This is a genomic window from Actinopolymorpha sp. B9G3, assembly GCF_040120725.1.
Classification (GTDB): domain Bacteria; phylum Actinomycetota; class Actinomycetes; order Propionibacteriales; family Actinopolymorphaceae; genus Thermasporomyces.
Window position 1 is genome coordinate 74,004 of record NZ_JBEEAB010000016.1, and the last position, 26,750, is coordinate 100,753.

The 26,750-nt window shown below is 67.8% G+C and carries 19 protein-coding genes; 11 read left to right on the top strand and 8 right to left on the bottom strand.

What is annotated here, in order from left to right; translation table 11 throughout:
• Positions 1-9: 9 nt before the first annotated feature.
• On the top strand, positions 10-906 hold the full coding sequence (locus ABNF93_RS24640) for a Cof-type HAD-IIB family hydrolase (RefSeq protein WP_349330541.1): 897 nt from the start codon (positions 10-12) through the stop codon (positions 904-906).
• Entirely contained in the window at positions 896-2,269 is a 1,374-nt protein-coding gene (zwf, locus tag ABNF93_RS24645) for a glucose-6-phosphate dehydrogenase (protein ID WP_349330542.1), read from the top strand. The genes ABNF93_RS24640 and zwf overlap by 11 nt, the downstream gene beginning before the upstream one ends.
• A gap of 98 nt (positions 2,270-2,367) precedes the next feature.
• On the opposite strand, the gene ABNF93_RS24650 is transcribed toward zwf, so the two are convergent.
• Complete coding sequence (locus ABNF93_RS24650) at positions 2,368-3,024, bottom strand: SRPBCC family protein (RefSeq protein ID WP_349330543.1); 657 nt, start codon at positions 3,022-3,024, stop codon at positions 2,368-2,370.
• A gap of 248 nt (positions 3,025-3,272) precedes the next feature.
• Between ABNF93_RS24650 and ABNF93_RS24655 the strand changes: the two genes are divergently transcribed.
• Both ABNF93_RS24655 and ABNF93_RS24660 read left to right on the top strand, forming a co-directional pair.
• Complete coding sequence (locus tag ABNF93_RS24655) at positions 3,273-5,435, top strand: ABC transporter substrate-binding protein (protein WP_349330544.1); 2,163 nt, start codon at positions 3,273-3,275, stop codon at positions 5,433-5,435.
• 124 nt (positions 5,436-5,559) lie between these two features.
• Positions 5,560-7,080 carry a lysine--tRNA ligase gene (locus tag ABNF93_RS24660; RefSeq protein ID WP_349330545.1) on the top strand — a complete coding sequence of 507 codons (1,521 nt, stop codon included), beginning with the start codon at positions 5,560-5,562 and terminating at the stop codon, positions 7,078-7,080.
• 304 nt (positions 7,081-7,384) lie between these two features.
• On the opposite strand, the gene ABNF93_RS24665 is transcribed toward ABNF93_RS24660, so the two are convergent.
• Together ABNF93_RS24665 and ABNF93_RS24670 are read right to left on the bottom strand one after the other, a co-directional pair.
• On the bottom strand, positions 7,385-8,902 hold the full coding sequence (locus ABNF93_RS24665; RefSeq protein ID WP_349330546.1) for a LamG-like jellyroll fold domain-containing protein: 1,518 nt from the start codon (positions 8,900-8,902) through the stop codon (positions 7,385-7,387).
• Positions 8,903-9,099: 197 nt separating this feature from the next.
• Positions 9,100-9,564 (bottom strand): hypothetical protein, encoded by a 465-nt coding sequence (locus tag ABNF93_RS24670; protein ID WP_349330547.1) that lies wholly within the window; start codon positions 9,562-9,564, stop codon positions 9,100-9,102.
• Positions 9,565-9,940: 376 nt separating this feature from the next.
• Between ABNF93_RS24670 and ABNF93_RS24675 the strand changes: the two genes are divergently transcribed.
• Entirely contained in the window at positions 9,941-10,657 is a 717-nt protein-coding gene (locus ABNF93_RS24675; RefSeq protein ID WP_349330548.1) for a metal-dependent hydrolase, read from the top strand.
• 83 nt (positions 10,658-10,740) lie between these two features.
• On the opposite strand, the gene ABNF93_RS24680 is transcribed toward ABNF93_RS24675, so the two are convergent.
• The gene (locus ABNF93_RS24680; RefSeq protein WP_349330549.1) at positions 10,741-11,676 is read right to left on the bottom strand and encodes a DUF2332 domain-containing protein; all 936 of its coding nucleotides are present in this window, start codon (positions 11,674-11,676) and stop codon (positions 10,741-10,743) included.
• Between the two features lie 273 nt (positions 11,677-11,949).
• On the opposite strand from ABNF93_RS24680, the gene ABNF93_RS24685 reads away from it, so the two are divergent.
• Entirely contained in the window at positions 11,950-16,368 is a 4,419-nt protein-coding gene (locus ABNF93_RS24685) for a S8 family serine peptidase (RefSeq protein WP_349330550.1), read from the top strand.
• Here the strand turns inward: ABNF93_RS24685 and ABNF93_RS24690 are convergent.
• A complete protein-coding gene (locus tag ABNF93_RS24690; RefSeq protein WP_349330551.1) occupies positions 16,352-17,194 on the bottom strand; it encodes a TetR/AcrR family transcriptional regulator in 843 nt (280 codons plus the stop codon). The genes ABNF93_RS24685 and ABNF93_RS24690 overlap by 17 nt on opposite strands.
• 157 nt (positions 17,195-17,351) lie before the next feature.
• Here ABNF93_RS24690 and ABNF93_RS24695 point away from each other — a divergent pair, with 157 nt between their 5' ends.
• Complete coding sequence (locus ABNF93_RS24695) at positions 17,352-18,161, top strand: NAD(P)H-binding protein (RefSeq protein WP_349330552.1); 810 nt, start codon at positions 17,352-17,354, stop codon at positions 18,159-18,161.
• Positions 18,162-18,415: 254 nt separating this feature from the next.
• Positions 18,416-19,207 carry a phytanoyl-CoA dioxygenase family protein gene (locus ABNF93_RS24700; protein ID WP_349330553.1) on the top strand — a complete coding sequence of 264 codons (792 nt, stop codon included), beginning with the start codon at positions 18,416-18,418 and terminating at the stop codon, positions 19,205-19,207.
• Between the two features lie 68 nt (positions 19,208-19,275).
• On the opposite strand, the gene ABNF93_RS24705 is transcribed toward ABNF93_RS24700, so the two are convergent.
• The gene (locus ABNF93_RS24705; protein ID WP_349330554.1) at positions 19,276-19,836 is read right to left on the bottom strand and encodes an SRPBCC family protein; all 561 of its coding nucleotides are present in this window, start codon (positions 19,834-19,836) and stop codon (positions 19,276-19,278) included.
• Positions 19,836-20,171, bottom strand: coding sequence for an ArsR/SmtB family transcription factor (locus ABNF93_RS24710; protein WP_349330555.1), 336 nt, complete (start codon positions 20,169-20,171; stop codon positions 19,836-19,838). Before ABNF93_RS24710 ends, ABNF93_RS24705 begins: the two co-directional genes overlap by 1 nt.
• A 199-nt stretch (positions 20,172-20,370) precedes the next feature.
• On the opposite strand from ABNF93_RS24710, the gene ABNF93_RS24715 reads away from it, so the two are divergent.
• Complete coding sequence (locus ABNF93_RS24715) at positions 20,371-22,419, top strand: DUF2599 domain-containing protein (protein WP_349330556.1); 2,049 nt, start codon at positions 20,371-20,373, stop codon at positions 22,417-22,419.
• Positions 22,420-22,461: 42 nt separating this feature from the next.
• On the opposite strand, the gene ABNF93_RS24720 is transcribed toward ABNF93_RS24715, so the two are convergent.
• Positions 22,462-24,471, bottom strand: a complete 2,010-nt coding sequence (locus tag ABNF93_RS24720; protein WP_349330557.1) for a BTAD domain-containing putative transcriptional regulator — start codon at positions 24,469-24,471, stop codon at positions 22,462-22,464.
• Between the two features lie 268 nt (positions 24,472-24,739).
• Between ABNF93_RS24720 and ABNF93_RS24725 the strand changes: the two genes are divergently transcribed.
• Both ABNF93_RS24725 and ABNF93_RS24730 read left to right on the top strand, forming a co-directional pair.
• A complete protein-coding gene (locus ABNF93_RS24725; protein WP_349330558.1) occupies positions 24,740-26,206 on the top strand; it encodes an ABC transporter substrate-binding protein in 1,467 nt (488 codons plus the stop codon).
• Positions 26,196-26,729 (top strand): periplasmic substrate-binding domain-containing protein, encoded by a 534-nt coding sequence (locus tag ABNF93_RS24730; RefSeq protein WP_349330559.1) that lies wholly within the window; start codon positions 26,196-26,198, stop codon positions 26,727-26,729. The genes ABNF93_RS24725 and ABNF93_RS24730 overlap by 11 nt, the downstream gene beginning before the upstream one ends.
• The last annotated feature ends 21 nt before the right edge of the window (positions 26,730-26,750 follow it).

The window sequence follows — 26,750 nt, forward strand, 5'->3', positions numbered from 1 at the left end:
GGAGCGGTCATGAACGCCGCCGACGTTCCACCGGTCCGGCTGTTCCTGGCCGATGTCGACGGCACGCTGGTGACGAACGACAAGGTGCTCACCGACCGCGCCGTCGAGGCCGTCCACCGACTGCACGACGCCGGCATCCTGTTCGCGGTCACCAGCGGGCGCCCGCCACGTGGCATGTCGATGCTCGTCGAGCCGCTCCGCCTCAGCACACCGGTCGCGGCGTTCAACGGCGGTCTCTTCGTCCATCCGGACATGTCGGTGATCGAAGCGAGGACCGTCCCGGATGAGGTGGTCGCGCCGGTGGTTTCGCTGCTGGCGTCGTACCGGCTTGACGTCTGGATCTATCGGGGCACGGAGTGGTTCGTCCACGACCGGACCGGCCCGCACGTCGACCGTGAGGCGTGGACGGTGAAGTTCGCACCGACCGTGGTGGAGAGCTACGCCGGGATGCGCGACGTCGCGAAGATCGTCGGTGTGAGCGACGACCTGGACGCGGTGGCCGCGGCGGAGTCGGCAGCCCGTGACGAGTTCGGTGACCACGTCTCGGCGGCACGGTCCCAGCCCTACTACCTCGACGTCACGCACCCGGAGGCCAACAAGGGGAGCGTGGTGGCGTTCCTGTCGAGGATGTACGGCATCGATCCGGCACAGATCGTGACCATCGGCGACATGCCGAACGACGTTCTCATGTTCGCGCGTTCGGGCCTGTCCATCGCGATGGGCAACGCGAGCCCCGAGGTGCAGCGCGCGGCCCGCCGGGTCACGACGGCCAACACCGACGAGGGTTTCGCGAACGCCGTCGAGCGCTACGTGTTGCCCGCCCGGGCCCGTGCGGGCGCGGGTGCCACCACGTCGGGCCGCGTCGCGACGACGAACAGGAAAGGCGGGCACACAGATGGAACGTGACACTGTCGACGCGTTGGTCATCTTCGGCGCGACCGGGGACCTGGCGAAGCTGCAGACCTACCCCGCTCTGGTCAGCCTGGTCGAGCGCGGTGTACTCGACGTACCGATCATCGGCGTGGCCAACAGTGGGTGGAAACTCGAGCAGTTCCGCGACTATGCCGCGGAGTCGCTGCGGCACCACGACATCGATCCGACGAAGGGCGCGGCGGCGGGCATGCTGGGGCTGCTCGGCTATGTCGACGGCGACTTGACCGACGACGCGACCTATCAGGAGGTCTCGGATCGCCTCGGCGACCGCCGCCGGACGTTGTTCTATCTCGAGGTCCCGGCGCAGCTGTTCGGGCGGATCACGCAGGGGATCGCCAGTGTCGGCCGCGAACGCGACTCGCGCGTCATGGTCGAGAAGCCGTTCGGCACGGACCTGCGCAGCGCCCAGGAACTCAACGCCGCCATGCACAAGGTCTTCGCGGAGGACGCGATCTTCCGCGTCGACCACTGGCTCGGTCTTGATCCGGTGGAGAACATCCAGTTCGTCCGCTTCGCCAACTCCATCGTCGAACCGCTGCTCAACCGCGACCACGTGGAGAGCATCCAGATCACCATGGGGGAGTCGTTCGGGGTGGCCGACCGGGGCCGGTTCTACGACCGGACCGGCGCGATCCGCGACGTCCTGCAGAACCACCTGATGCAACTGCTCGTGACGATCATGGCCGACGAGCCGCGGCACGACATCAGGTCCTGGCGGAACGAACGCGCCGAGGCCGTGCAGGCGCTGCGGACGTTGACGCCGGGCGATGTCGTCCGCGGGCAGTACGACGGCTACCGCGACGTGCCGGGTGTCGCGCCCGACTCGACGGTGGAGACGTACTTCGCGGTGCGGCTGGCGTCGGAGTCCGCGCGATGGGCGGGCGTACCGATCTACATCCGCGCCGGCAAATGCCTCCCCGTCAGCGCGACGGAGGTCTCGGTGCGGTTCCGCCGGCCCGAACGCAACATCTGCGGCACCAAGCCGTTCGAGAGCATGAACGAACTGCGTTTCCGGGTACGCCCGGAGACCGCGGTGACGCTCAGTCTGGCGGGCAAGAAACCTGCCATCGGCCCTGAGGCGCAGGTCGAGGAGCTCACCTTCGCACAGCAGCCGGGCTCCGACCCGAGGCCGTATGACCGGCTGATCGGAGCCGCGCTGGCAGGCGACCAGTGGTTCTTCGCCCGTGAGGACTCGGTGGAGGCGTCCTGGCGGATCGTCGACCCCATCCTCGACGATGCGGTGCCGGTCCATCCGTACGCCCAGGGCTCGTGGGGACCGGAGGCGGCGGACAGCCTGCTCCCAGCGGGAACCACCTGGCACGACCCGCAGGCCTGAGCCGGACGTCGGGCCGGTGTGAGCGTGATGGGTGGCACCTGTCCGAAGGGCTCGACATCCCTTTCGGGCCTCAGCACCTTCGGACAGGTCCCGGTCGGTCAGCTCTGGCTCGGCGCGTCCTGGTCGGGGGCGTAGAACTTCGTCGTGTTCTCGACGACCGTGGCCACCTCGGCGCTGTCGGCGCCCGAGGCTTCGTATGCCGCGCCCCACGCCCTGCTGCTCCTGGTCATGAAGTCGCGCGCCTCCGGCGACTGCTCGAATGCTTCCCGTTCGGCCTTGTCGATCTCGCCGCCGCCCAGGTGGAGGCCCAGGCCGAGAAGCGTGAGGTCCCAGCCGACGCCGACAGCGCCCGGCCCGTACATCGACCAGAAGCCGGGGTCGACGACCGCGGTGTGGCAGAGCTCGAAGAGCGTCTGGCCGTCGGTGCCGGGCGACAGGCGGACCTCGACCTCGCTGAGGTCGGCCTCGGAAGGCTCGCCGAGCACCCACGTGACCTTGAGGCGTTCCGGCGGCTCGCAGGCGACGATCTCGCCGCCGGCGTTGTTTTCGATCTGGTACGTACCGCCGAGGCGGAAGTCTCCGGTGACCGGAAGGAACCAGCGGTTGACCCGCTTCGGGTCGGTGATGGCGTCCCAGACGTCCTCGATCGGAGCGTCGTAGCTGCGTCGCAAGGTGATCGTGCGTACGTCTTGCTCCTTGATGCGCCCCTGGCCGGTCTCGCGCTGGATGGCGTTGATCTCGTCGCCGATGTCCATCGGGTCGTTCTCCTTGCTGTCCGGATTGTCTGCGCAGCGTGCCGCGTCGCGCGAAGCATCTCAGTCGAAGCTTATATAAGTCAACGCTGAGATGTATCGGAGTGCCGCCCAGCCCGGGCCACGGGACGGGCGCCGGTGCTGGCCAGGACTCCGGACAGAACGGACGACTAGGGTCGGGCCCACGGTGGGGGGTGATCTTCGCCTCGGCCGTCGTACGTCGGATGAGGGAACCAGATGAGGAGTCGAGGATGACACCGACGGTGGGAACCAACAGGCGGGCGTTTCTTCTCGGCTCGGCGGCGGCCGCCGCTGGCGTGATGCTCGGCGCGTGCTCGGCCGGCGACGACAGAGCCGGCGACGACACGGCCGGCAACGGTACGAAGGGCGGCGGCGGCAAGGCCGACGGCGTGGGGTCGAGCAAGAAGCCGCTCTCCGCGCCGGCCGAGTTCCACGAGGCGCCGATGCTGGCCGCCCAGGTGAAGGCCGGCGACCTCCCGCCGGTGAAGGACCGGCTCCCCGCGCGGCCCTACGTCGTCCCGCACAACTGGCTGGAGCCCGGCAAGTTCGGCGGCGAACTACGCATGATGACGCCGAAGGTCAGCGACGGTCAGGTCCGCGAGTACATGTACGGCCACTCGATCCTGCGTTACCTCAACGACGGCATGGACATCGGCCCGGGAATAGCCGAGAGCTGGGAGTCGAACGCCGACGCGTCGGAGTGGACCCTGCACTTCCGCGAAGGTCTCAAATGGTCCGACGGCAAGCCGTGGACCACGGCGGACATCCTCTTCTGGTGGGAGGATCTCGTCCTCGACGAGGACCACTCCGCCGTGCCGCCGGACGAGATGCGGTCAGGCAAGGGCACGCTGGCGAAGATGACCGCGCCCGACGACTTCACTCTGGTCCTCACCTACGACGCCCCCGCTCCACTGACCGCCGACCGGCTCGCCACGTGGGTGAGCGGCGGCAACGGCGACGTCGGGCCGATCTGGACGCTGCCGCGGCACTACGTCGAGCAGTTCCACCCGAAGTACAACCCGGACGCACCCGCCGACTGGGCGTCGAAGGACGGCGTCTTCTACACGAAGGCCGACTTCGTCCGCAATCCCGAGTGCCCGACACTCACCGGTTGGCGCGTCACCTCGGTCAAGGAGGGCGAGGTCCTGCGCTGGGAGCGCAATCCGTACTACTGGTGTGTCGATCCCGACGGAAACCAGCTGCCGTTCGTCGACCGCCTCATCATGTCGGTGGTCCAGGACGCGCAGGTCGGCAAACTGCAGGTCCAGGAGGGCAGGTACGACTACGTGCACGGGCCGTTCGCCCAGCTCGCCCTCGCCGACGTCGCAGGACTCAAGGAGACCGCCGACCGCAGCGGCGTGGAAACTGTCCTGTGGGACAACGGCGACGGCACCGGAAACGCCTGCTTCTTCTTCAACTACGACTATCACGACGAGAAGATGCGAAAGCTGATCCGGGAGCCGGCGTTCCGGCAGGCGTTGTCGCTCGCGTTCAACCGGGCCGAGGTCCAAAAGGCCGTGCACTTCGGCATGGGCGAGGCGACAACGGGGACGATGAGCCCGAAGGCGGTCGAGTATCACGTCGGCTCGGAGGGCCCCGACGTCTACCGCAGCTGGCGGGACGCGTACAACGCCTACGACCCCGAGGCCGCGAAGAAGCTGCTCGACGAGCTCGGCGTGGTCGACAAGGACGGTGACGGCAAGCGCGAGATGCCTGACGGCGACAAGCTCACCATCGTCCTGACGTTCGCGGCCAATCCCAACGACGTCGTGTCGCAGTCGAACAACCTCATGGTCAGGGACTGGCGACGCATCGGACTCGACGTACGCGAGGATCCCATCCCGCCGGAGTCGATGGATCCGGGATGGCAGAGCGGCAAGATCATGGGCCGCGGCGACTGGGGCGTCGGCGACGGCCCGAACTGTCTCGTCTTCCCCCAGTGGATCGTGCCGATCGAGCCGACCCGTTGGGCACCGCTCGAGGGCCAGTTCTACAACGTGCGGGGAACGCCGGCCGAGAACGCCGAACGTGACAAGGACCCCTACGACCGCACACCGCCCCGGATGGAGCCCGAACCGGGCGGCCCCATCGAGAAGCTGTGGAAGCTCTACGACCAGTGCAAGGTCGAGCCGGACGAGATGAAACGCCATCAGCTCGTCTGGGAGATCACCAAGATCCACGTCGAGGAAGGGCCGTTCTTCCAGGGTTCGGTGGCCAACACCCCGTCGCTTACGGTCGCGCACCGCGATCTCGGGAACGTACCCAGGAAGGAGAATCTCGCCCAAGGCGGGTTCACCGCACCGTGGATCCATCCGACACCGGCCGTCTACGATCCTGAGGCGTATTTCTGGCGCAACCCGGACGAGCACGGCGGAAGCGGTGCCGGCGCCTGAGCGAGCCGTCCAGCGCGGCGGCGCCGTCAAGGCCGTGAGCTCGTTCCTGCCGTCTGCCAGACTGGCCGCCTGACGTGCACCGGAGACGACTCCGGGCGGACCAGGAAAGGCGTGGACGGCAGCGGTGACGAACGACGACGTGTCCCAGCATGGTGGCGGCGACGAGGATCTGGTGGCGACGATCCGCAGGCAGCGGACCGAGAAGATCGCCAAGCTCCGGGCGGCCGGGGTGGAGCCCTACCCCTCCGGCCCGGTGGACAAGACCTCGGCGGCGGACGCCCTGAAGCTCACCGACGGTACCCCCGTCACCGTCGCGGGACGGGTGATGCTCTTCCGGGTGATGGGCAACATCGCGTTCGGCCGGCTCCATGACGAGAGCGGCGACATCCAGTTCGTGCTGTCCAAGAAGGATCTTGACCAGGGTGCCGAGCCAGGTCAGGGATACAAGTTCTGGATCAGGCACCTCGACCTGGGTGACTTCGTGAGCGTCGAGGGCGTACGGATGGAGACCAAGACGGGCGAACCGTCGGTCGGTGCCCGTGCGGTCACGCTGCTGGCGAAGGCGCTCCGCCCGCTGCCGGACAAGCACGCCGGGCTGGCCAACGAGGATCTGCTGCTCCGCAAGCGCTACCTCGACATCCTGTTACACCGCGACGTCCAGGACATGATCTATGCCAAGGCGCGGTACTGGCGGTCGATCCGGCGATTCCTCGAAGACCGCGACTTCGTCGAGGTGCAGACGCCCGCTCTGGAACACACCAGCGGTGGGGCCGACGCGCGTCCGTTCGTCACCCACCACAACTTCCTCGACACCGAGGTGTGCCTGCGGATCTCGATGGGCGAGCTGTGGCAGAAGCGCCTGCTCGTCGGCGGTCTGGAAAAGGTGTTCGAGATCGGCCGGCAGTTCCGCAACGAGAGCCAGAGCCGGGAGCATCTCAACGACTACGACCAGATGGAGTTCTACTGGGCGTACGCCAATCACGAGTGGGGAATGGCCCTGGTCGAGGAGTTGATGACCTACGTCGTCATGGAGACCTTTGGCACTCTGCAGTTCACCCTGCACCGCAACGAACGCACCTACGACGTCGATCTGAGCCGTCCATGGGAACGCTACGACTACGTGGAGACGGTTCACCGGCTGACGGGGATCAATGTCCTCGACGCGAGTGTCGACCAGATGGTCGCCAGGCTTGACGAGCTGGGCGTTTCCTACGACAAGGCCGGCCTGAACCGCGCGCGAGCGACGGACTCGCTCTGGAAGCACTGCCGCCGCCAGCTCACCGGTCCAGGGTTCCTGGTCAACGAACCGTTGGAGGTGTCGCCGCTTGCCAAGCGCAGCGCCTCTCGCCCCGGAATCGTCGAGCGTTTCCACGTCCTGATCGCCGGCAGCGAGCTCGGCAATGGTTATTCGGAGTTGAATGACCCGATCGACCAGGCCGAGCGGTTCGACCAGCAGCAGGCGTTGCGGGACGCCGGTGACAATGAGGCACAGATGGCGGACGATGATTTCGTCGAGGCGCTGGAATACGGAATGCCGCCCGCCTGCGGTTTCGGGATGAGTGAGCGGGTGTTCGCTTTCTTCATGGACAAGAGCATTCGCGAGTGCCAGATCTTCCCGCTCCTCAAGCCGGCCTCACAGTCCTGAGCCTCGCGGCACTACTCGCAGCGTGACGGGTCGGCGGAGACCGACGGGTGGCGCCCTGGTTGGGCGGGGCTTGCCTGGTTGGCAGGGTTACTCGCCTGGTTGGCAGGGTTACTCGCCTGGTTGGCTGGGGCTGTGGTCGCTGGGCAAGGCGTTGATGCCGTTTCCGTGTCTCGAGGCCTGGTTGACCTGGCTTCGAGACACGGCGCGGGTCGTTCGGGCATGCCGTACTTGCCACGGTTCCACCGCGACGAAGGCGATCTGTCTTGTCAGCGGCGAGTCGTAGGCGCCGCACACGCATGCGCAATCAGTCGGGGCGTTGCGCGGCGAGTTCCTCGATCGCTCCGCAGTCGAGGGCGTGGTCGTAGGCGCCGAAGTCGCGGACCTCACCGCGGAACGCCCCGGGAACGTCCGGGCCGACCCGGAGACCAGTGGCTGTCGCGAGGGATCCCGTCACTTCACCCTGGGCGGTCGCGGCCTCCTTCCCATCGACGTAGACCGACACCGTTCCGCCGCGGCGGACGGCGGCGAGGTGGTGCCGGCCGGGCTCGAGAGAGTGCGCTGTCGTGGCGGTGACGCCGGCACTCATGGCGTGGACGGTGCCGCGGACGTCTGCGGGAGCGTCGGCCGCCGCGCCCGTGCAACTTCCCGTTGACGCGAAGAGCATTCCCGCGTGCTGGGTAAGGCTCGTGACCCGACTCCACTCCCGCAGGCCCCGCTCGCCGCGTGGAGTGTCGTCGACTTCGCAGACCTGGAGCGGTTCCCAACGCGGCCGGTCGTAGAAACGGCGGACGCTGGTCCAGTTGTGGTCGCCGTCGTACCGGAAGACCTCGCTACGGGGGATCGCGCCGGCGTAGAGCATGCCGTTGTACGACGCGAGTGCCTGCACCTCGGTGCTGTCACCCAGCCGGCCAAGGTCTTTCCACCTCGTGCTTCTTGGGCCCCATCGGACGACCTTGCCGAGCGGCCATGAGCCGAGGTGGAGTGCTCCGTCGAATTCGTCCAGCGTGTGAATCTGGTTGCAGTGCTCCTCATCACCCAGTGGATTGCCCAGGTCGGTCCAGGTGGTGCCGTCGTACGTCCAGACCGTGGCCGGATTGAGCGTCGCGAGGACGAGTGAGCCATCGTGGACCGTCATGGGATGAGCATGGGAGGCGAACGAACGCACCTTTTCCCAGGTCCGGTCGCCGCGATAGACGTGGACGGAGCAGTCGTCACCGGCGACGTAGAGGTCGCCACGGTAGGACGCGAGGCTGTAGAGCCGTCGGGAGGCACCCGGCTGGCCGCAGTCCTCCCACCGTCCTGGTCCTTCGTATCGGTAGACGCGGCAGGGCGTGAGGTCTTCGGTGTCCACGCGGGTCCAGTCATAGTTCCACGTCGCGGCGTAGAGGCTTCCGCGGTGGACGATGAGCGGTCCGACGCCATGCGCCGCACCCTTGCCGACCTGGCCGAGGTCCTCCCATTCCTTCCCACCATGGTGGCGGTACACGTGCGCCCAGTCAGCAACGGCCGGTGCGTCGGTGGACGCCGCGTGCAGATGTCCGTCGAAGACGGTGAGCGAATTGCTGATCAGGTTCGAGGAGGGGGATGGCCGTCCGCAGTCGATCCACCGCGGGTCGGTTCCTGCGTCTATACCGAAAGAGACGCGCAGTTCGTCACCGGGTCCGTTGTAACCGCCGGCACTGGATATGACGCCGAGGTTGAATCCGGTCCGGGACGTGGGGTCGAACGTGGTCGCCAGCCCGCCGGCGGATCCGGGTCGGTCAGCCGGCACCACCAGCCAGAGCGCGACGGTGAAGTCGGCGTCGAAGGCCACGTCGGTCATCCCACAGGGCTCCTTCGTCGTGGTACGAAACGTCCGAACGGCGTGCGGCTACAAGGATCCTGAGGATCGACCAGAGGAGTTGGCAAGGTCGTGTTGCCAGTGTGAACAGCTGGTCGGCGGTCCACAGTGGTCCGCCGACCAGCTCACGTCAGCATCGGGTGCCGACGACCTTCCAGCTCGTCAGCGGGTCTCTGACGCTATCCGTCGATCGTGACGGTATGGGAGTCACACCAAAGTGCAGTCGAGTCGTTGTTGCCGTCGACCGAGCACACCTTCAGACCGACGGAGTGGCCACCTGGGACGTTGCCCAGCGGGTCCCAGACGGCGGAGGTGTCGACACCTGTGCCGACGTACTTAGCACCTTTGTAGTCGCCATCGACCCAGGCCCACGCCTTGACACCGCGACCGTCCGCGCAACTGTCACCGACAATGACGTAGTCGTCGTTGTCGCCGCCGCCCGGTGCGCCAGGCCCGTAGTCCTGGAACTGTGCGAAGCCCTTCCACGCTGCATTGGGTGTCGTAGTGCACCCATCGAATGCCGTGACCACCGCGAAGGTGTCATCTGCGGCTACCGCCACGCCTGTGTTCACCATGACCGTCCCGGCACACAACGATGCCAGGACGAGTGCCTTGGCCGTGAGCCGTTGTTTTCTCAACTCCACTGTCGTCTCCTCTTCAGCTGGTCGAACCAGCGAAATTCACGAGAATCCCCTGATGAGACACGCGGCCACACCGTTGTTGCTGATGCGGTACGCATGTCGGATGCCTGAGAAACAGGTCGTCGGCGCGACAGCGGACTCACGCATCACGCAGATGTGTGGGCCCCCGCATATCCTGTGGCGCGCTCAAGCCTGATCCAGGCGCTGATGCATCGGGGACACGCGAACCAGGACCGAATGGTTCATAACGCCCAATGTGATCCGTGCCACGCGCTGTCCGGTGGAGGTCCGTCGCCCCGAGCATTCGGCGTGTCCGGTGAGGAAATGTCGGCGCCCTCGTTGATGATGTCCGCGTGCATGATCACGAGCGGACTGACCCATGATGTGGCGTACGCATGCGGCGACAGGGCTCGCCGCGGGCGCACTCCTGCTCACCGTCGTACCCGTCGATGGCATGGTGGACCAGTTTGCATGGGTGGCCGCCTGCGCGGGCGCGGCACTGATTCCTGACTGGGACCACCGCTCGTCCTCGGTGACGATCATGTGGGGCCCGCTGTCGCGCGTCGTTCATCGGTTGGTGCACGTCGTGTTCCGCGGCCACCGTGGGGGTACGCATGACTGGCTGGTGGCGCCGGCGCTGTTCGCGGCACTGGCGTACGCAGCCTCACTGCATCCGATCTCGACCGGTGTCGCGGTCGCGGCGGTGGTCGGTGCGGCCCTGCGGGCGTTGGCGTTCGTGATTCCGGGTGACAACGAGAAGTTCTGGCCGGCGAACCTGCTCGTCTCGGCGGGGGCGGGATGGGCGGTGGTGACCTATGCGACCTACCCGTGGTGGCTCCCGCTCGCCTTCGGCCTCGGGGTCGTGGCGCATATCGTCGGGGACGCCGTGACCCGCGCGTCGGTTCCGCGTCCGCTGTCGTGGATCAACGGACGTCAGCCCGGGGACGACTACGACGACGGTCCGCTCATCACCGGCGCGTGGTACGAAGCGTGGATCGTGTTCCCGGTCCTGCTCGTGGTCACCATGGCGGGGCTGTGCCTGACCGTGCCGGAGCTCACGAACGTCGTGGCCGCCGCGGTGCAGGCCATCCGATAGGACTCCCCGCTCCGTTGCCCTGTGCCCGCCGTCGGGCACGAGATCCTGAGGCGAGACGTGCGGTCGAGAAGATGGTCCAGGAACTACCGGAACCAGCTGATCGCCTGCCCGTGGGACCTGGTCCAGGCCAGTGGCGTCCCGTCCAGTGCGAGCACGTTCTGCAGCGCGACTCCCGGCGGCTTCGGTAGTGCGTCGTAGGTCAGGACGTCCGGGGCTTCGTTCGCGATCCAGTGCCCGGGCAGCCCGCGTACCGTCTCGGCGAACGCGTCCCTTCGCGGCTCCGGCACCTGGTACAGCACCGAGGAGTGGAACACCACCAGCGTCGCGCGGGCCGGCGCGCGAGCGGCCATCGCCGGCAGGTCGTCGACCAGGTCGCCGCGCACGAGCAGCGGCGGGTCGGCCGCGGCGACGGCCGCCGCGGCCCGCAGCCGGGCGCGGCGGTGCGCGTGCTCGGGCCAGATGAGGGCGTCGAGCCAGGCGACATCCGCGGGGTCGGTCACGTCGAGCGGGTTCAGGTCCAGGCCGGCACGCCACACGACCGAGGGGGAGCGGGTCGGCGGCACCAGTCCGGTCGCCGCGCACTCCAGGACCGGTTCGCCTGAGCCGACCGTCTGGTCGCCGTAGCGGTAGGCGTACCGGTCGGGGTAGAGGCACAGCCCCGCCGATGCTCCGACCTCCAGCAGCGCGAGCGGCTGTGGCAGGGCGGCGAGCACCGGCAGCAGGACGGCGCACCGCCCGGCCTCGTTGGTCTGCGTGGCGCGGGTGCGCATTTCCACCTCGATCGCCGGCCAGTTCGCCACCGTGTAGTCGTGGAACGCGGGTGGGTCCTCGACCGGACCTCCGAGGAACCGTACGACGCCGAACAGCAGGTTCGGCTGCCGCTTGACCGGCGGGAGCGTGTCGAGCAGGGCCAGCGTCTCGTCGTCACGGGAGACGGCGAGCGACAGGCGCTCGTAGACGGGCGACACGCCGTGTGCCTCGCGCGCGGCGAACTCTGCGTACCTCTCAGCGGTCTTCATGAACGGATGATCCCGCCGCCGCGCCGGCGGCGGGCTCACGGGGTCCCGGTCTCCTCGCGACCCAGGACTACCCGACCGACCGCGCTCCGCGATCAGCCGGCCCGTGGCGCTGGCGGAACCGCGAACTGGCGGCATGGCGCCAGTCGAGGTTCTGGACCAGGGCGATCGCGGGGTTGTACGACTGACCTGTCCCGGCGACCCGAGCCTTCGATCCGCGGCCGGGGCCAATCAGGAGACCAGGCAAGCAAGCTTGGAGATCGTATGGGTGCCCGCGTGTCCACGCCCGCTGTACAGGTCCGCGGCGGCCTGCTGCTCGCCGTCGCCGCCATCCTGCTCGCTCCGTTGCTGTCGGCCACCGACGCGTCGGCCGGAGGAGGGCTGACCATCACCCGCCCGCAGGCACCCGAGGAGCAGCGGCGGGTCATCATCGAGCTGGCCGGTGCACCGGCGATGACGATCCTGAACGCAGAACACCACCAGTCGCGGACTCTTTCGAACGCGGCCCTGCGCCAGCTCGAGGGCCGGCGTGGCGAGCTCGCGGATCAGCACCAGAAGCTGGACCAGGCGGCCCGGTCCGCGGGCATTGACGTGACCGAGGACCGGGAGTTCTCCCTGCTGTTCAACGGCGTCGCCGCACGCGTGCCGGCCGGCCAGGTGGAGCGGCTTCGTGACCTTCCGGGTGTCCGCGTGGTCCACGACGACGCCACGATGAGGGCGGCGCTCGACGTCAGCGTTCCGCACGTGGGCGCTCCTGAACTGTGGCGGCGTACGGATCCCACCGGTGCCCGCGTCACCGGGAAGGGTGTGACGGTCGCGGTCATCGACACCGGGATCGACTACACCCATCCGGCCCTCGGCGGCGGCTTCGGTCCCGGACACAAGGTGATCGGCGGGCACGATCTCGTCGCGAACGACGCGGACCCGATGGACCAGAACGGTCACGGTACGCATGTGGCCGCCACCATCGCCGGCAGCGGCAGTGGCGGCGGCGGCGGTGGCGGCGGCGGCGGCGAGGTTCCCGCCCTCGTCGGCGTGGCTCCCGACGCACACCTCACTGCCTACCGCGTCCTCAACGCCGCCGGCTCCGGTGCGATGTCACAGGTTCTCGCCGGGCTCGAAGCGGCCGTCGATCCCGCCAGTCCACACCGCGCGGACGTCGTCAACCTCAGCGTGGGCGGACCCGGTGACGGCACCGATCCGCTGAGCCAGGCCAGCAACCGCGCCACCGACGCTGGCGTCGTGGTGGTGGCCTCGGCCGGCAACAACGGGCCGGGTCCGCGAACAATCGGCAGCCCCGCCGCCGCCGCGAACGTCATCGCGGTTGGCGCGTCGGCGACGGGGGTCCGCACACCCGCCCTCGAACTCACCACGCCCGAACGAGAAACCCTGCAGGCGTGGGCACTGGCGTTCTCCGCCAACGCTCCGGCCAAGCCGGTCACCGCCGGCGTGGTGGACCTCGGGTCCGGCGAACCTGCCGATCTCGTGCCCGAGAAGCTGCGGGACAAGCTGGCCCTCATTCACCTGCGGCCACCTCAGGATCCCGGGCCTGATCCGTTCGAGACCGCGAAGCTGGCCGAGTCGGCGGGCGCGGTGGGTGTGGTCTTCCACCCCGGTGCCGGTGGCGACCAGACGCCCGGGCCGCTCGCAGGAGGCACCGACGGCGAACTTCTCCCGCGGTTGTCCGTGGGTTCCGGCGACGATGGCAGGCTCGACCGGCTGGTGGCCCTGAGCGCGGACAGTACGGAGTACGCGCAGCTGCGTGCCCTGTTGGCGCAGGGAACCGTCCGCGTGCGAATCGTGGGCCTCGACCGCACCGACACCTTGGCGTCGTTCAGCTCGCGCGGGCCGAACGATCGCTACCACCTCAAACCCGATCTGGTTGCACCCGGTGTTCAGATCCGGTCGGCGTATCCCACCTCGCTCTGGGAACCTGGCGTCGCGCGGTTGAGTGGCACCAGCATGGCCGCTCCTCATGTCGCCGCCGGCGCCGCTCTGCTCCGGCAGCTGCATCCAGACCGGCATGGTCTGCAGATCCGTTCGATGCTCGTCGGAAGTGCACGACTGTTTGCCGGCCGTACGCCGACCGAGCAGGGTGCCGGACTTCTCGACCTTCCGGCCGCGGCCACGTCGTCGGTTCTCGCCTCGCCGGCAACCCTCTCCCTCGGCCTCGCGGACCTGTCACGGACCCGCGTCACGTCCACCGGTCAGGTCACCGTGACGAACACGTCGGCGAACGCCGTTCAGCTCGAACTGCGCGGCGTGCCGGCGGGAAGCGACGCGGGGTCGGTACGCGTCGCACCGAACCGGGTGACGCTGCCAGCGGGTGGATCGGCAGCCGTCACCGTCACGGTCTCGGGAGAGAGGCGAGCCGCCGACACCGATCTCGGCGGCTGGATCGAGGTCGACGCGCCGGGCCGCTCGTCGGACTCACGTGTTCCGTACCTGCTCGCGGTCGCGCCCCTGCACGTCTTCGTCGCACCGGATCCGAGTGAGGGTCCCAGCGAGGTCTTCGCGTACACGCCGGTGGACCTGAGCGAACCGCCGACCGTCACCGTCCACCACCCCGGGGGTGACTCCACCCAGGTGGGGATGGTGCCCTACCACGCGCGTACGTGGCGGGCAGCCGTGACAGGTCCACGTCCGGGCACGTACGACGTCGACGTCAGCGCGGTCACGACGCCTGACCACGGGGGCGTCACCCTCGCCGGCTCGTCGGCGTTCGAGGTCCTCGACCGCGACGCCGGTGGAACCGAGTTCGAGCCGGTCGGTCCGCACGGCGATGCCGGTCCGTTGGCCTTCTCGCCGGCGGCACCTGACCAGCTGGTCGCCCTCGGCAACCGCTCGATCTGGGTTTCGCCGGACCGGGGACGGACCTGGACCCAACGCGGACGGTTTCCGGCCCTCGTTTCCACGGTGAGCCGTCCCGTCGTCGACCCGACCGACGGGAAGCGAATGTGGCTCACCGTATCGCCGGGGGACGCCGACTTCCCGGTCTACAACGGCAAACTGCTCCGCACCGACGACGGCGGCCGCTCCTGGACCCAGATGGGCTGGCCCGACGGCGGACACCGTCACGTGGGTCTTGCCATCGACGACACCGGACGAGTTCTGGTCGCCCACTCGTCAGAGGCCGTCCACGTGAGCCACGACCAGGGCGCACACTGGGCGACCTATCCCGCCCCGGCACCGGGGGTGAGATCGGTGACCCTGTCCGGAGCCGACCTGTACGTCGCCACGAACGACGGCCTGTGGCTGGTGCGCGACATCACCGGCACGCCACAACCTGCCGACCGCATCCTCACGCCGGCGTCCGGGCCGCGCTGGATCAGCAGCTTCGCCACCGACGGCACGGTTCTGGTGGCCGCGGGATTCGACACCGGCGTTCTCGTCTCCACCGACGGCGGGCAGTCGTGGCGGTCGGCCTTCATGCCGCCGACGCGGCGCGTGCACGGTGTGTGGGTCGCCGATGGTGTCGTGTACGTCGCGAGCTACAGCCGGCTCTTCGTCGGGCGGGACCACGGCACCAGCTGGACGGAGTGGGAGAACCCCGTGCCCGGCGGAGTCGCCGCGGAGGTCGGATCCGCGCCGTGGTCGGGCAACGGCGATTCCGAAGCCGAGCCCGATGCCGATGCCGATGTGGTGGTCTCGATTTCTGGCGCGGGTGTGTACGTCACCGATGACGGCGGCGCCAGCTACCGCCGACTCGGATTCCCCGGCCAGACCGTCTATGACCTGGCGATACCCCGTGACGACCAGGGACGCGACGTGCTCGTCGCCGGCACCATCCGCGAGACTCACCGGACACCCGCACCGACCGGTCCCGTCGTTCCCGAAACCCTGGAGTGGGGAACGAACGGCGCCGAGGGCACCTTCGCGACCGCGGTCCGGCACGTGGCGGTGTCGCCGCAGGACCCCCGAACGCTGTGGAAGGTCCGGCCGAACGCCGTCGGTGGCTTCGCGGTGGAACGCAGCGACGACGCCGGAGGTAGCTGGAAACCTGGCACCGTCTACGGCGGCACGCCCACGGCCCTGTTGGTCCACCCGGCCGACCCGCGCCGAGTCGACGTGGCGGTCCGCCAGCCGGACGGCGTCTACTTCCTGCGTACGAAGGACAACGGCGCCACCTGGAAGCGCTACCTCGCACCAGGCGATGGCGCCCTGATCCACGCGCTGGCAGGTGATCCACGCCGGCCGGACCGGATCTGGATCGGCGGAGACGACGGGCTCTGGCGATCGGACGACGGAGGTGAGACCGCGACGCGGATCGCCGCCGGAACGTTCCGCACCGTCCTGGTCGACTCCCACGAGCGCCGGGTCATCGCCGGAGGCGACCGCGTTCTCACCAGTGAGGACAACGGAAAGACCTGGCGGACCGGTGACCTCGGGTCGCTGCCCACCATGGTCAACGACCTCATCACGTCGCCGCGTGACCCCGACACGATCTACGCGGCCAGCGGCACCTTCGAGGTCGGGGACGTCCACCACGGCGAGCCCTTCGCCAACGACGTCCTCTGGCAGACCGGTCGCGGAGTCCTCAGGAGCAAAGACGGCGGCAGGACGTGGGCCAACGTCTCCGCCGGCCTGCAGAACACGTCGGTCAGGTCGCTGGCGATGACGGCCGACGGCGGGTGGCTCTTCGCCGGAACGGACGGTGGCGGCGTACACCGCCTTCAGGTCAGTTCTCCTCGATGAGCGCCTGAATCCCGTCGAGCAGACGCTGGAAACCGAACGCGTGCGCCACCGTCATCGATTCGGCCGTCCCCTTGTCGAAGCCGCCGCTGTTCCAGATGTGGGTCATCGTCGGATGGCGTTCGCCGTCGAAGTACTCCTCCCACAGCAGCGTCCGTTCGTGCCACCAGTCGTCGTTGGACTGTCCGGTGAGGCGTTCGAGTTCCGCGCTCTCGGCGGTACGGCCGCAGGTGGTCTCGACGTACGTGCCGATGGCGAGCGCGGCGGCGTCCATCTGTTGCGGGCTCAGGCCGGTGTCGAGGAAGGCGGACAGCACGTACTCCCGTTCGGCCAACATCCCCGGACCGATCGGTGGCCTGATGGTGGAGATGTGGCGTAGCCACGGGTGTCGTTGGTACATCGTGCGGGTGCGTTCGGCATAGAGCTCGACCTGTGCGCGCCAGCCCGGCGGTCGCGGCTCTCCGGGCGCGGGCAGTGCCCTCTCGGACAGGGCCTCGTCGACCATCAGGTCGATGAGATCGGGCTTGGACGGAACGTAGGTGTAGAGCGTCATGGCCGCCACGCCCAGCGATGCCGCCACGGCGTTCATCGACATCGCCGGCAGTCCCTCGGCATCGGCGAGGGCGATCGCGGCGGTCACGACGGCGTCGAGGGTGAGCCGTGGCTTCCGTCCCCGTGCTGGCCTGGTCTTCCCGCTCTCGCCACTCGCGTCGGCGTTGGCGGCCGCGACCCCCGCCGCGGGCGCGGGCGGGCCGGTTCGGGAACGACGCCACAGCAGTGCAAGGAGTCGGTCGGGATCCGTCCCGCCGCCGCTGTACTCGATCGTCATCGCCTGCTCGTCGTCTCGTGCCGGTTCGCCGGCGATCCAGGGTACGCAGGACTGCGGTGAGCCCAGCGTCGCGTCGCAGGGGCGATCCTACATTCTCGTATGCCGTACACTAAATCATTCTCGTCATACGTACGGAAAAGAGAGGGGATGGCCGGAAGTGACGATTCTGGTGACAGGAGCGACCGGAAGCGTCGGGCGGCTCGTGGTCGACCACCTGCTGGCGGCCGGGGCGACGGACGTCCGTGCGCTGACCAACAAGCCCGAGAAGGCGGCGCTGCCGAACGAGGTCGACGTCGTCAAGGGCTACATCGGCCTGCCCGAGACCCTCCCACCCGCCCTCGAGGGCGTCGACCGGATGTACCTCGCACCGCTCACGGAGACCGTGCACGAGGTCCTCGCCCTGGCCAGGAAGGCTGGCGTCCAGCACGTCGTCGACCTGGCCGGACCGGAGGGCAACTGGTGGCACGCGATCGAGGTGGCGGTCGAGGAGTCCGGCATCGCGTGGACCCATCTCGACGCCGGCGAGTTCATGGAGAACAGCCTGATCTGGGCCGACCAGATCCGTACGACCGGGCAGGTCCGTGACGCCTACCCCGATGCGGCAAACGCACCCATCGCCATGGACGACATCGCCGCCGTAGCGGCCCTCGCGTTGATCGAGGACGGTCACGTCGGCAGGGCGTACGAACTGACCGGCCCGGAGTCGCTCACCCGAGCCGACCTGGTGCGGTGCATCGGGGCCGCACTCGGTCGCGACATCCCTTATGTGGAGCTGACCCGCGAACAGGCTGTCGAGCAACTGTCGAAGGCGATGGGGGAGTACGCCGACTGGTATCTCGAGGGCAAGGCCGCCCTCGTCGCGCATCCGCAGCAGGCGGTCGCGACAGTCGCGCAGGTCACCGGTCGGCCGGCGACGACGTTCGCGCAGTGGGCGGTCAAGCACGTCGACGCGTTCCGTGTGGCCTGACCCGGGCTATGTACGCTACGGCAGACCTCATGGACGGAGACTGACCATGGACCACCGGCATCCGCCCGGCCTCTGCGCCTGCCAGGGCCCACCACCGGCATCACATCAGCATCCGCCCGGCCTGTGCGCGTGTTCGCCGCCGCCAGCCCGTGAGCCTGGCCGTCCGTCAGTCCGATGAACACTTCTTGACAAGACGCGCGCGGATCGCCGGAGACTGGTCAACGTTCACCGATGAGGCGGATGGGGCGAGAAGCATGCTGACCGATGAGCAGGTGAAGCGGTTCCACGCGGACGGGTTCGTCAAGGGCGGCAGGGTGCTCGACGACGCCGAGGTCGACGAGCTGCGTACCGAGATGCTGCGGGTGATCGAGGAGCGTGACCGCGCCGATCAGCCGCAGCCGGTTCTGCTGAACAACCTGGCTGAAGAGGACCACCCGATCTGGCAGATCGTCAACATCTGGCAGGCGAGCAAGGCGTTCGCCCGCCTGACGACGCATCCGACGATCACCGAGGAGCTGGGCCAGCTCACCGGCGCGAACGAGCTGCGGATCTGGCATGACCAGATCCAGTACAAGCCGGCGGAGCAGGGTGGACTGCTGCACTGGCATCAGGACGCCCCGCTCTGGCCGATCATCCAGCCGATGACGCAGGTCACCGCCTGGGTCGCGCTGGACGACGTCGACGAGTCGAACGGCTGCATGAGCATGGTGCGCGGCTCGCATCTGTGGGGTGACCAGATCGAGTTCCTGCACACCGTCCAGCAGCAGGGCCAACCCGTCCTCCCCGAGACCTACGAAGGGCATCGGGTGGAAGTGGTCCTCCGCCCCGTCGCCAAGGGCGAGGTCCACTACCACCACTCGTTGACCTGGCACGGTTCCCACGGCAACACGAGCAACCGGCCTCGCCGGGCGATCGCGCTGCACGTCATGGGTGACGACACGAGATACGACGCGAGCGGCGACCACGTGATGAAGCGGTTCGTCACCGTTGGCGACGGTGAACCGATGACCGACGAGGGCTTCCCGGTCGTCCTCTCGCGCCGCTAGACCTCGCCCGGTTCCGGACAGCGCTCACTGGACAGCGCTCACTGGCCAGCGCTCAGTGGACCGCTCGGTCAGGACTGCTCGCTGTCGGGTAGGTCCGTGGCGGGGATTCCCAGCTTGCCGGCGTACGCATGGTTCAACTCGTCCCATCCGTGGTCGCGTGCTTGGTTGCCACGGATCGGTCCGACCGGGTTGCCGGCGAGCAGGTGTTCGGCGACGTCGAGGCAGATGTGCCAGCCGGCGGCGATCTTGGGAATCCAGTCGCGGTCCTTGAGGGTGTGCAGGAGGGTCAGCCGTGTTCCGCCTTCGACGGTGGCCAGTTCCCAGCGGAGTTGGTCGGTTCCCCAGGTGTACTCCAGCAGGGTCGGTGGCTCGGCGCGCGTCACCGTCGCCGACGTCGGCTCGGCAACCTCGCCGTCGATCATCGTCAGAATCGCGTCGCCGCGACTGCCCAGATCGCGGTCGGTGCTGAACGGCGCCCATTCGGCCACCTGAGCGGGCTCGGTCAGGGCCGCCCACACCTTGGTGGGCGAGTGGCGAAGGGTACGGACGAAGACCAGCGTCCACTGGTCCGCGCTGGCCCGGGCGTGGACCTCGGACAGCGGTCCCGGCTTGAAGGTGCTGCGATCCATCATTCCTCCTGGTCGTCAGGTTGGTCGTCAGGTTGGTTGTCGAGGTGGCGTTCGAGGGCGTCAAGGTGCTGGGTCCACAGCCGGCGGTAGGGCTCGAGCCACTCGTCGAACGCCGCGAACGGTCCGGGTTCGATCCGGTAGATGCGCTGCTGCGCCGAGGTGCGGCAGGACACGAAACCCGCCTCCCGCAGCACCTTCAGGTGCTTCGACATCGTCGGCTGGCTGATCGACACCGCGTCGACCAGATAGCTCACGCTTCGCTCCGATCGCAGGAGCTGGTCGAGGATGCGGCGGCGGGTCGGCTCTGCGAGCACGGCGAAGGTATCTGCGGTCACGATACCTAATATGCCGAGGACCGCATATGCCTGTCAAGGCATGCACGTGGTTCCTCGTCGGGCGCGCGATACCGGATCAGTACCGGATCGATACCGGCTTCCGCGACCCTTGCTGGTCGGTTCGTACGGATATGCGCCGGCCCGCGATGCGGCCGACCCGGCGACGCGACAGGCAGGGCACTGCCAAGGGGGGACAGTGATGAGGCGTCTGCTACGCGGGACCCACCGCAGGCCGGCAAAGGCGCGTGCCGAGAGGCGTTCCGGCACGAGGGGGTTGCCGGAACGCAAGACCCCTCTCGGCGCGCGCATGCCGGCACCGCTGCTGCCGCGCCGCCTTCTCGTGCGTGCGCTCGCGCTTGTGGCCATGGTCGGCAGCCTTCTCGTCGCGTCGAACATCACCTCGACAGCTAGCGCGTCCACCAGCTTCGGGTACGTCGGCGACGGGTCCGACGTCCTCGGCGAGGGTTGGTTCTACAGCGGCAACGACGGCGAGCACGGGCGCACGGGTGGGGCAGGGTTCAACTCGTTCATCCTGTTGGACCTCGACTGCGACGACGGACTCACCATCGGCGTGACCTGGCGAGTGGGACGCGCGAATGGCGTACGGGAGATTCCGAAGGACAAGTGCGGTGACGACTACGGATTCACGATCGACCGCCAGACCTCGAAGATCACGGAAATGTCCTGGCGACTCTGGGCCAAGGACTCCGACGGTGAGATCCAGTACAGCGGTCGGAGCGAGAAGGACTGGCTGGGATCGCTCTCCGACGACAAGGACGACCGGATCTTCTTCGAGAAGACGAGCGTCTACAACGACGAGTACCACGGCGATCTCGGCATCACCGCCAGCGTGTGGCCCACGCAGGAGACCAATGACACCGACATCTTCGCAGGGCTTGCGCTCAAACTCATGTCGGCGGAGCTGAACGCCCGAACGCCGCTTCCCGAACATTTCTCCGACGACCAACGGGAGTCGATCTACAAGCAACTCGTCTGCCACGCGCAGGGGAAGTACTTCGCCGAACCGGACCAGATCGGCGACTCGTGGGACCTCGAGTCATGGCGCCCCAACATCTCCTGGGCGGAGGTGTGGGGCGGCGCCAAAGAGCACGAATGCAACTGGAGTTCCGAGGGGGGTTACGACGGGTACATCCCCCCGGTCGACCGGCCGGACAATCAGCCGCCGGTCGTGAACGCCGGACCGGACGTGGACGGTCATGAAGGCGCCGACGTCAAGTTGCGCGGCGAGGCGGTCGACGAGCTGGGGGAGCCTCCCGTCCACTGGACGTACGAACCGATGGACGGGGTGGATGCCGGCGCGAAGTGCCGCTTTGCCGACAAGAGCGATCCCGTGACCACGGTGCGATGCACCGACGACGGCACGTACCGGCTCACGCTCACGGCGGATGACGGGGTGAACGCGCCGGTCAGCGACAGCGCGGTTCTGACGGTACGCAATGTCGCGCCCACCCTCAGGCTGAAAGCCCCGGAGAACTGGGCCGTCTACCGCGTCGAGGACCGGATAGAGCTCGACGCGCCATTCACCGATCCGGGCAGCAACGACACGCACACCTGTTCCATCTCCTGGGACGACGGGACCACGTCGACGTTCGCCGCGGAAGACCACACGTGCAGTCGCGGCAGGACCTTCGACCACGCCGGGATGTACACGATGGAGATGACCGTGACCGACGATGACGGTGGCGCGGACTCGGCCGAGGTCATGGTCGTTGTCTACGACCCGAGAGCCGGCCTGCTGACCGGCGCCGGCAAGGTCGACGACCACACCATCTTCGCTACGGTGGCGAAGTACCTCACGACCGACTCCACCAAGCCGTTCGGGACCTTCACGCTCTCCGCGCCGGCCAGCGGCGACGAGCGGCTCACCTTCACGACCACCACGCTCGAGTGGCTGGTGATCACACCGGACGCCAAGAGCGCGGTGAAGGGAACGGCCGGGGAGTACGGATTCGTCGCGTACGCCACCGACGCCAGGTTCCGTGCGGTGGTCTGGCCGCTCTCCGCGGGAACCATTCCGCCCGATGACCTGCTCTATGACACCAGTCCTGACGCGGGATTCGATGTCGACGTCGCCGAGCCGCGCGCCCTCACCACCGGTGCCACCGTGATCGACGGCGGCTGGGTACCAGGAGCACCACTGCCACTCGGCGACGCCCTCGACGGCGTGCTTCCGGGTGCGGAGCTCACCGCCACCGGGGCGCAGGACTGCCTGCTCTGTGTCGAATGAGTTCTACGGGGAGCATCGCCAGGTTCCGGCTCCCGCACCTGCTCAGCTGCCCGCGGAGACTTCGCTGCCCGGGTGGTAGTGAACCAGGGCGGGCAACTCGGTGATGACCATCGGGCCGGCGGGATCGAGCACCTCGACCGTGCCGTCGAGGTGCTCGATCCTTGCCATCCCCGGCTCGACCGGCATGGTCGCCTCGCCGATGTCGGTCCACCGGATCATCGCCTCGTCCCACGACCGGTCGGTCGGGCCACGTCCGGATGCTGAGGAAGACACGAGCCGGATCTGCCAGACGTTCGGCGGGAGGTTGTCGTCGCTGCCGTGGCTACCGGATCGTACGCACGCACCGTCCAGCCAGTGCTGCAGTCGTTCGACGAACCGGGCGGCCTGGGTGGGCGGACCTCCGTCGGCCTGCAGGACGAGGGGAATCTTCCGGCCTCCCCAGTTGTAGAAGTACATCCGGGCGCAACGGGCGTAGATGCCGGCAAGGAAGTGTCGAACGGCGTGTGCACCGGCCGTGGCCTGGTCCGGTCGTGGAGCGTGGACGATGTCGTGCGACGGTCCGGTTGCCCAGAGAGCGCGCTGGACGCCGGCCTTGTGCAACGTCCGGTTGATGAGGTCGGTCAGCTCGATCATCTGCTCGGGCGGGTCGAGGGTATCCCGCTGATGGAGCTTGACCGCCACGGCATCACAGGGTTCGAACGTACCCGCCAGCGCATACCTGTGAAGCTGCTCGCGGCCAGAAGGTTCCCACAGGTCACCGAACGACGGCGACACGATGAACGCCGCCGGGTCGACCGACCTGATGATCCGTGCCGCGCGCCGGACCATCTCGGCCAGGGTGTCGGCGCTGCCGTTGTAGCTCATCGGCGAGTTGGCATAGTCCCAGAGTTCGTACGCCTCGATCCGGCCGCGATAGCGGGTCACGGTGGCGTGCACGTAGGCGTCCCAGTCGGCGAGGTCGCGCGGCGGTGCGGCGCGCGAGTCGTTGGTGTAGGGCGCGCGTCGTGCGTCCGGGCTCGCCCATCCGGCGGGCATGCCCATCGTGTAGAGCACCGGCAGCTTGGCACTCTGCGCGCCCGCCACGAACCGGTCGAGTCTCTGCCAGTCGAAGACGTCCTTGCGGGGTTGGATGTTCGACCATCGGCAGGCGCAGTCCCACAAACGGACCGCGCTCACCCGGAAGCCGGGCATCTCACCGCGGGTGCTGTTGAGGGTCACGCCGAAGAAAGCCGGCGGCACGGATACGGGCGGGTCGCGGTACCACGCCGGACCCGGGACCTGCTGCTCGGTAACGCGATCGGACGCGCGCAGTGGCTCCGCGGCGACGGGCATCCGCTCGTCGCCGCCGGCGAGGATCATCGCGTGCAACCGGACCAGCTCCTGGCCGGGTTCGATGCCCAACTCCTCGACGAGCTGCGTACGCCCGGACCGGTAGACCTCCAGCGCCTCGGCCTGACGGCCGAGCTGGTGGAGCGCCTTCATCAGCAACGCCCGGAACCGTTCTCGCAGTGGATGCGCCCTCACCAGCGTGAACAGCTCCGCCACCCGGTCGGCGTGTGCGCCGGTGGCGAGCTCGGCTTCGAGGCACAGTTCCAGCACCGAAAGTCGTCGTTCCTCCAACCGGGCGACTTCGGCAGCCATGCCGCGCACTCCGCCGAGAGCCGGTCCGCGCCACAGCGCGAGCGCCTCCCGGAGCCGCGCGGCGGCGGCGTGCCGGCTACCTTCGTCGAGCCGCCGGGCTTCGGCGACCAGGCGTTCGAAGCGATGAACGTCAACGTCGTCGGGGCGGGCGTGCAACAGGTAGCCGGCGTGCCGGGTCTCGATCGCCGTGCCCAGCGAGCGGCGCAGCCCAGACACGGCCGTCAGGATCTGCCGGTGGGCGGTGGCCGGTGGCGCGCCATCCCACACCGCCTCGACGAGGCTGCGGACGGGTACCACCTGGCCGAGGTTGAGGGCCAGGGTCGCCAGCACCGTCCGTTGTCGTGGGCCCCCGATCCGGAGGGCGTCCCCCTGGTGACGTGCTTCGACCGGCCCGAGCAGGTGGTACTCCATGCGTCCTCCCCCGTATGGCTGCACCGCATGCGTACGGCGAAGATCGTCGCACAGCGCATCCCAGTCGTTTCCCAGGACGTCGACACTCGAGTCGCCGGCTGTCCGACCTCGGCCCGACTGGACCGTCGGCACTGATGAGGTCTTGACACGACGAGGGTGAGCGCCAAGGGTAAGCGCTTACCCGTTGGTGAGGCCGGCAACGCCGGCTGGTGGCGTGTGGCGTGTGGTGTCGCCGCAGGAGCCGCACAGTAGAGCGGAGGAACGTCACGTGATCAGGAACAGTCAAGAGTTCCCACGTCGGCTGTCGAGAAGGGACGCGTTGGGACTGGCGGGAGGCTTGGCGCTGACGAGCGTGGCGGTCGCGGGCTGTGACCTGCTCTCCACCGATCCTGGCGGTTCTGATGCGGGAAGCAACGCTGGCGCGGCCAAAGGAAAACAGGCACCGAGCCTCGAGAAGCTGGTGAAGGCGGGCGACCTGCCACCGTTGTCATCCCGGCTGCCGAAGAACCCGCTCGTGGTGAACCCGATCGATGAGGTGGGGCGTTACGGCGGGACATGGCATAGCTACCTCGACGGTCTGGCGGCAGTGGGATACAAGTTCTACGTCGAACTCGGATACGACCCCTTGGTGTCCTGGGCGCCCGACTGGAGTGACCTCATCCCCAACCTTGCCGAAGGCTGGGAAGTCGAGAACGGAGGCCAAGCCTACCTTTTCAAGCTGCGGCAAGGCGTCAAATGGTCCGACGGTGAACCCTTTACCGCGGACGACCTCACGTTCATGTTCGAGGATGTCTGGGGTAACAAGGAGATCAGCCCGATACCGCCAGAGATGTTCTCGACCGATGGCAAGCTCGCCACGCTCGAGAAGATCGACGACCACACCGTGCGTTTCGTGTTCGGTGCTCCGAACGCGTTGTTCCTCCGTCGCCTCGCCACTCCGAGCGCGAACTCACTCATCACTCCTCGCCATTACATGGAGAAGTTTCACGTCGACTACAACCCCGACACCGAGGCGGCCGCAAAAGACGAGGGCTTCTCGGACTGGATCGACTACTTCTGGGACCGCAACACGACGACGAGCAACCCTGACCGTCCGAGCCTCAACGCCTGGGTTCTCACGACGGCGGTCGACGACTCGTCGGGTCGTGGTGTGTTCGAACGGAATCCGTACTACTGGAAGGTGGATCCAGACGGTAGTCAGCTGCCGTACATCGATCGGGTGACGTACGAGATCATGGATCTCGAGGTTGTGCTCCTTCGCACGACGAGTGGCGATCTCGACTTCAACGCTCCGGCGCTGACCGGTGGTGTCGCCACGTTGGACAACAAACCAGTTTTGGCCCGCGGGCGTGAAAAGGGCGAGTACGAGTTCATCGACGGAGTTCCCGGGAGCATGAACCAGGGAGTCATCTCCTTGAACCTGAACACCAAGAACGCCGCTCTTCGCGAGGTGTTCCAGAACCGCGACTTCCGCATTGGTCTTTCCTATGCAATAAACCGGCAGGAGATCGTGAATGCGGTCTACCAGCGGCAGGGCGAGCCATGGCAGGCGGCTCCCCGGAAAGAGTCGGAGTTCTTCAACGAGGAACTCGCGAAGCAGTTCACGGACTACGACGTCGACCAGGCAAACAGCTACCTCGACCGGGCGGGCTACTCGCGGCGTGACGGCGACGGGACCCGCCTTGGCCCGGGATGGCAAGCGAATCGCGTTCTCACTCGAGGTCGTGACCAATGAGCCCAACCAGATCTCGGCGATGGATCTGGTGACGGGGTACTGGCGCGAGGTCGGAGTCGAGATGCAGGTCAAGACGGAGGACCGGACCCTCTTCTACGATCGCAAGGCGGCCAACCTGCACGACGCGAGTGTGTGGACTGGTGACGGGGGATTGTTCGACGCGGATCTGGATCCTCGTTGGTACTTTCCTTACAGTGGCGAGTCGAACTACGCGCCCTTGTGGTCGACGTGGTACACCTCCGGTGGCGCCGAAGGCGAGAAGCCCCCGGCGGCCGCGATCGAGCAGATGAAGCTCTACGACCAGTTCCGCGCCACTGTCGACAAGGCCGAGGCAAGGGGGCTCTTCAACCAGATCCTCCAGATCGCCATCGAGCAGTTCTGGGTGATCGGCCTGGTCTCGGTCGACGGGACGTACGGAACTGTCCGGAGGAACTTCCGTAACGTGCCGAGGAAGATCCCCGCCGCCTGGCTCTACCCGACGCCCGGCCCGACAAGGCCCGAGCAGTACTTCGTCGCCGACTAGGACCTGGACTACCAGGGCGTC

Bases quoted from the DNA above. Each gene is read 5' to 3' on its own strand.
- ABNF93_RS24640 (WP_349330541.1), top strand. From the start codon at position 10: ATGAACGCCGCCGACGTTCCACCGGTCCGGCTGTTCCTGGCCGATGTC.
- zwf (WP_349330542.1), top strand. From the start codon at position 896: ATGGAACGTGACACTGTCGACGCGTTGGTCATCTTCGGCGCGACCGGG.
- ABNF93_RS24650 (WP_349330543.1), bottom strand. From the start codon at position 3,024: ATGGACATCGGCGACGAGATCAACGCCATCCAGCGCGAGACCGGCCAG.
- ABNF93_RS24655 (WP_349330544.1), top strand. From the start codon at position 3,273: ATGACACCGACGGTGGGAACCAACAGGCGGGCGTTTCTTCTCGGCTCG.
- ABNF93_RS24665 (WP_349330546.1), bottom strand. From the start codon at position 8,902: ATGACCGACGTGGCCTTCGACGCCGACTTCACCGTCGCGCTCTGGCTG.
- ABNF93_RS24675 (WP_349330548.1), top strand. From the start codon at position 9,941: ATGATGTGGCGTACGCATGCGGCGACAGGGCTCGCCGCGGGCGCACTC.
- ABNF93_RS24680 (WP_349330549.1), bottom strand. From the start codon at position 11,676: ATGAAGACCGCTGAGAGGTACGCAGAGTTCGCCGCGCGCGAGGCACAC.
- ABNF93_RS24690 (WP_349330551.1), bottom strand. From the start codon at position 17,194: ATGACGATCGAGTACAGCGGCGGCGGGACGGATCCCGACCGACTCCTT.
- ABNF93_RS24700 (WP_349330553.1), top strand. From the start codon at position 18,416: ATGCTGACCGATGAGCAGGTGAAGCGGTTCCACGCGGACGGGTTCGTC.
- ABNF93_RS24705 (WP_349330554.1), bottom strand. From the start codon at position 19,836: ATGGATCGCAGCACCTTCAAGCCGGGACCGCTGTCCGAGGTCCACGCC.
- ABNF93_RS24715 (WP_349330556.1), top strand. From the start codon at position 20,371: ATGAGGCGTCTGCTACGCGGGACCCACCGCAGGCCGGCAAAGGCGCGT.
- ABNF93_RS24720 (WP_349330557.1), bottom strand. From the start codon at position 24,471: ATGGAGTACCACCTGCTCGGGCCGGTCGAAGCACGTCACCAGGGGGAC.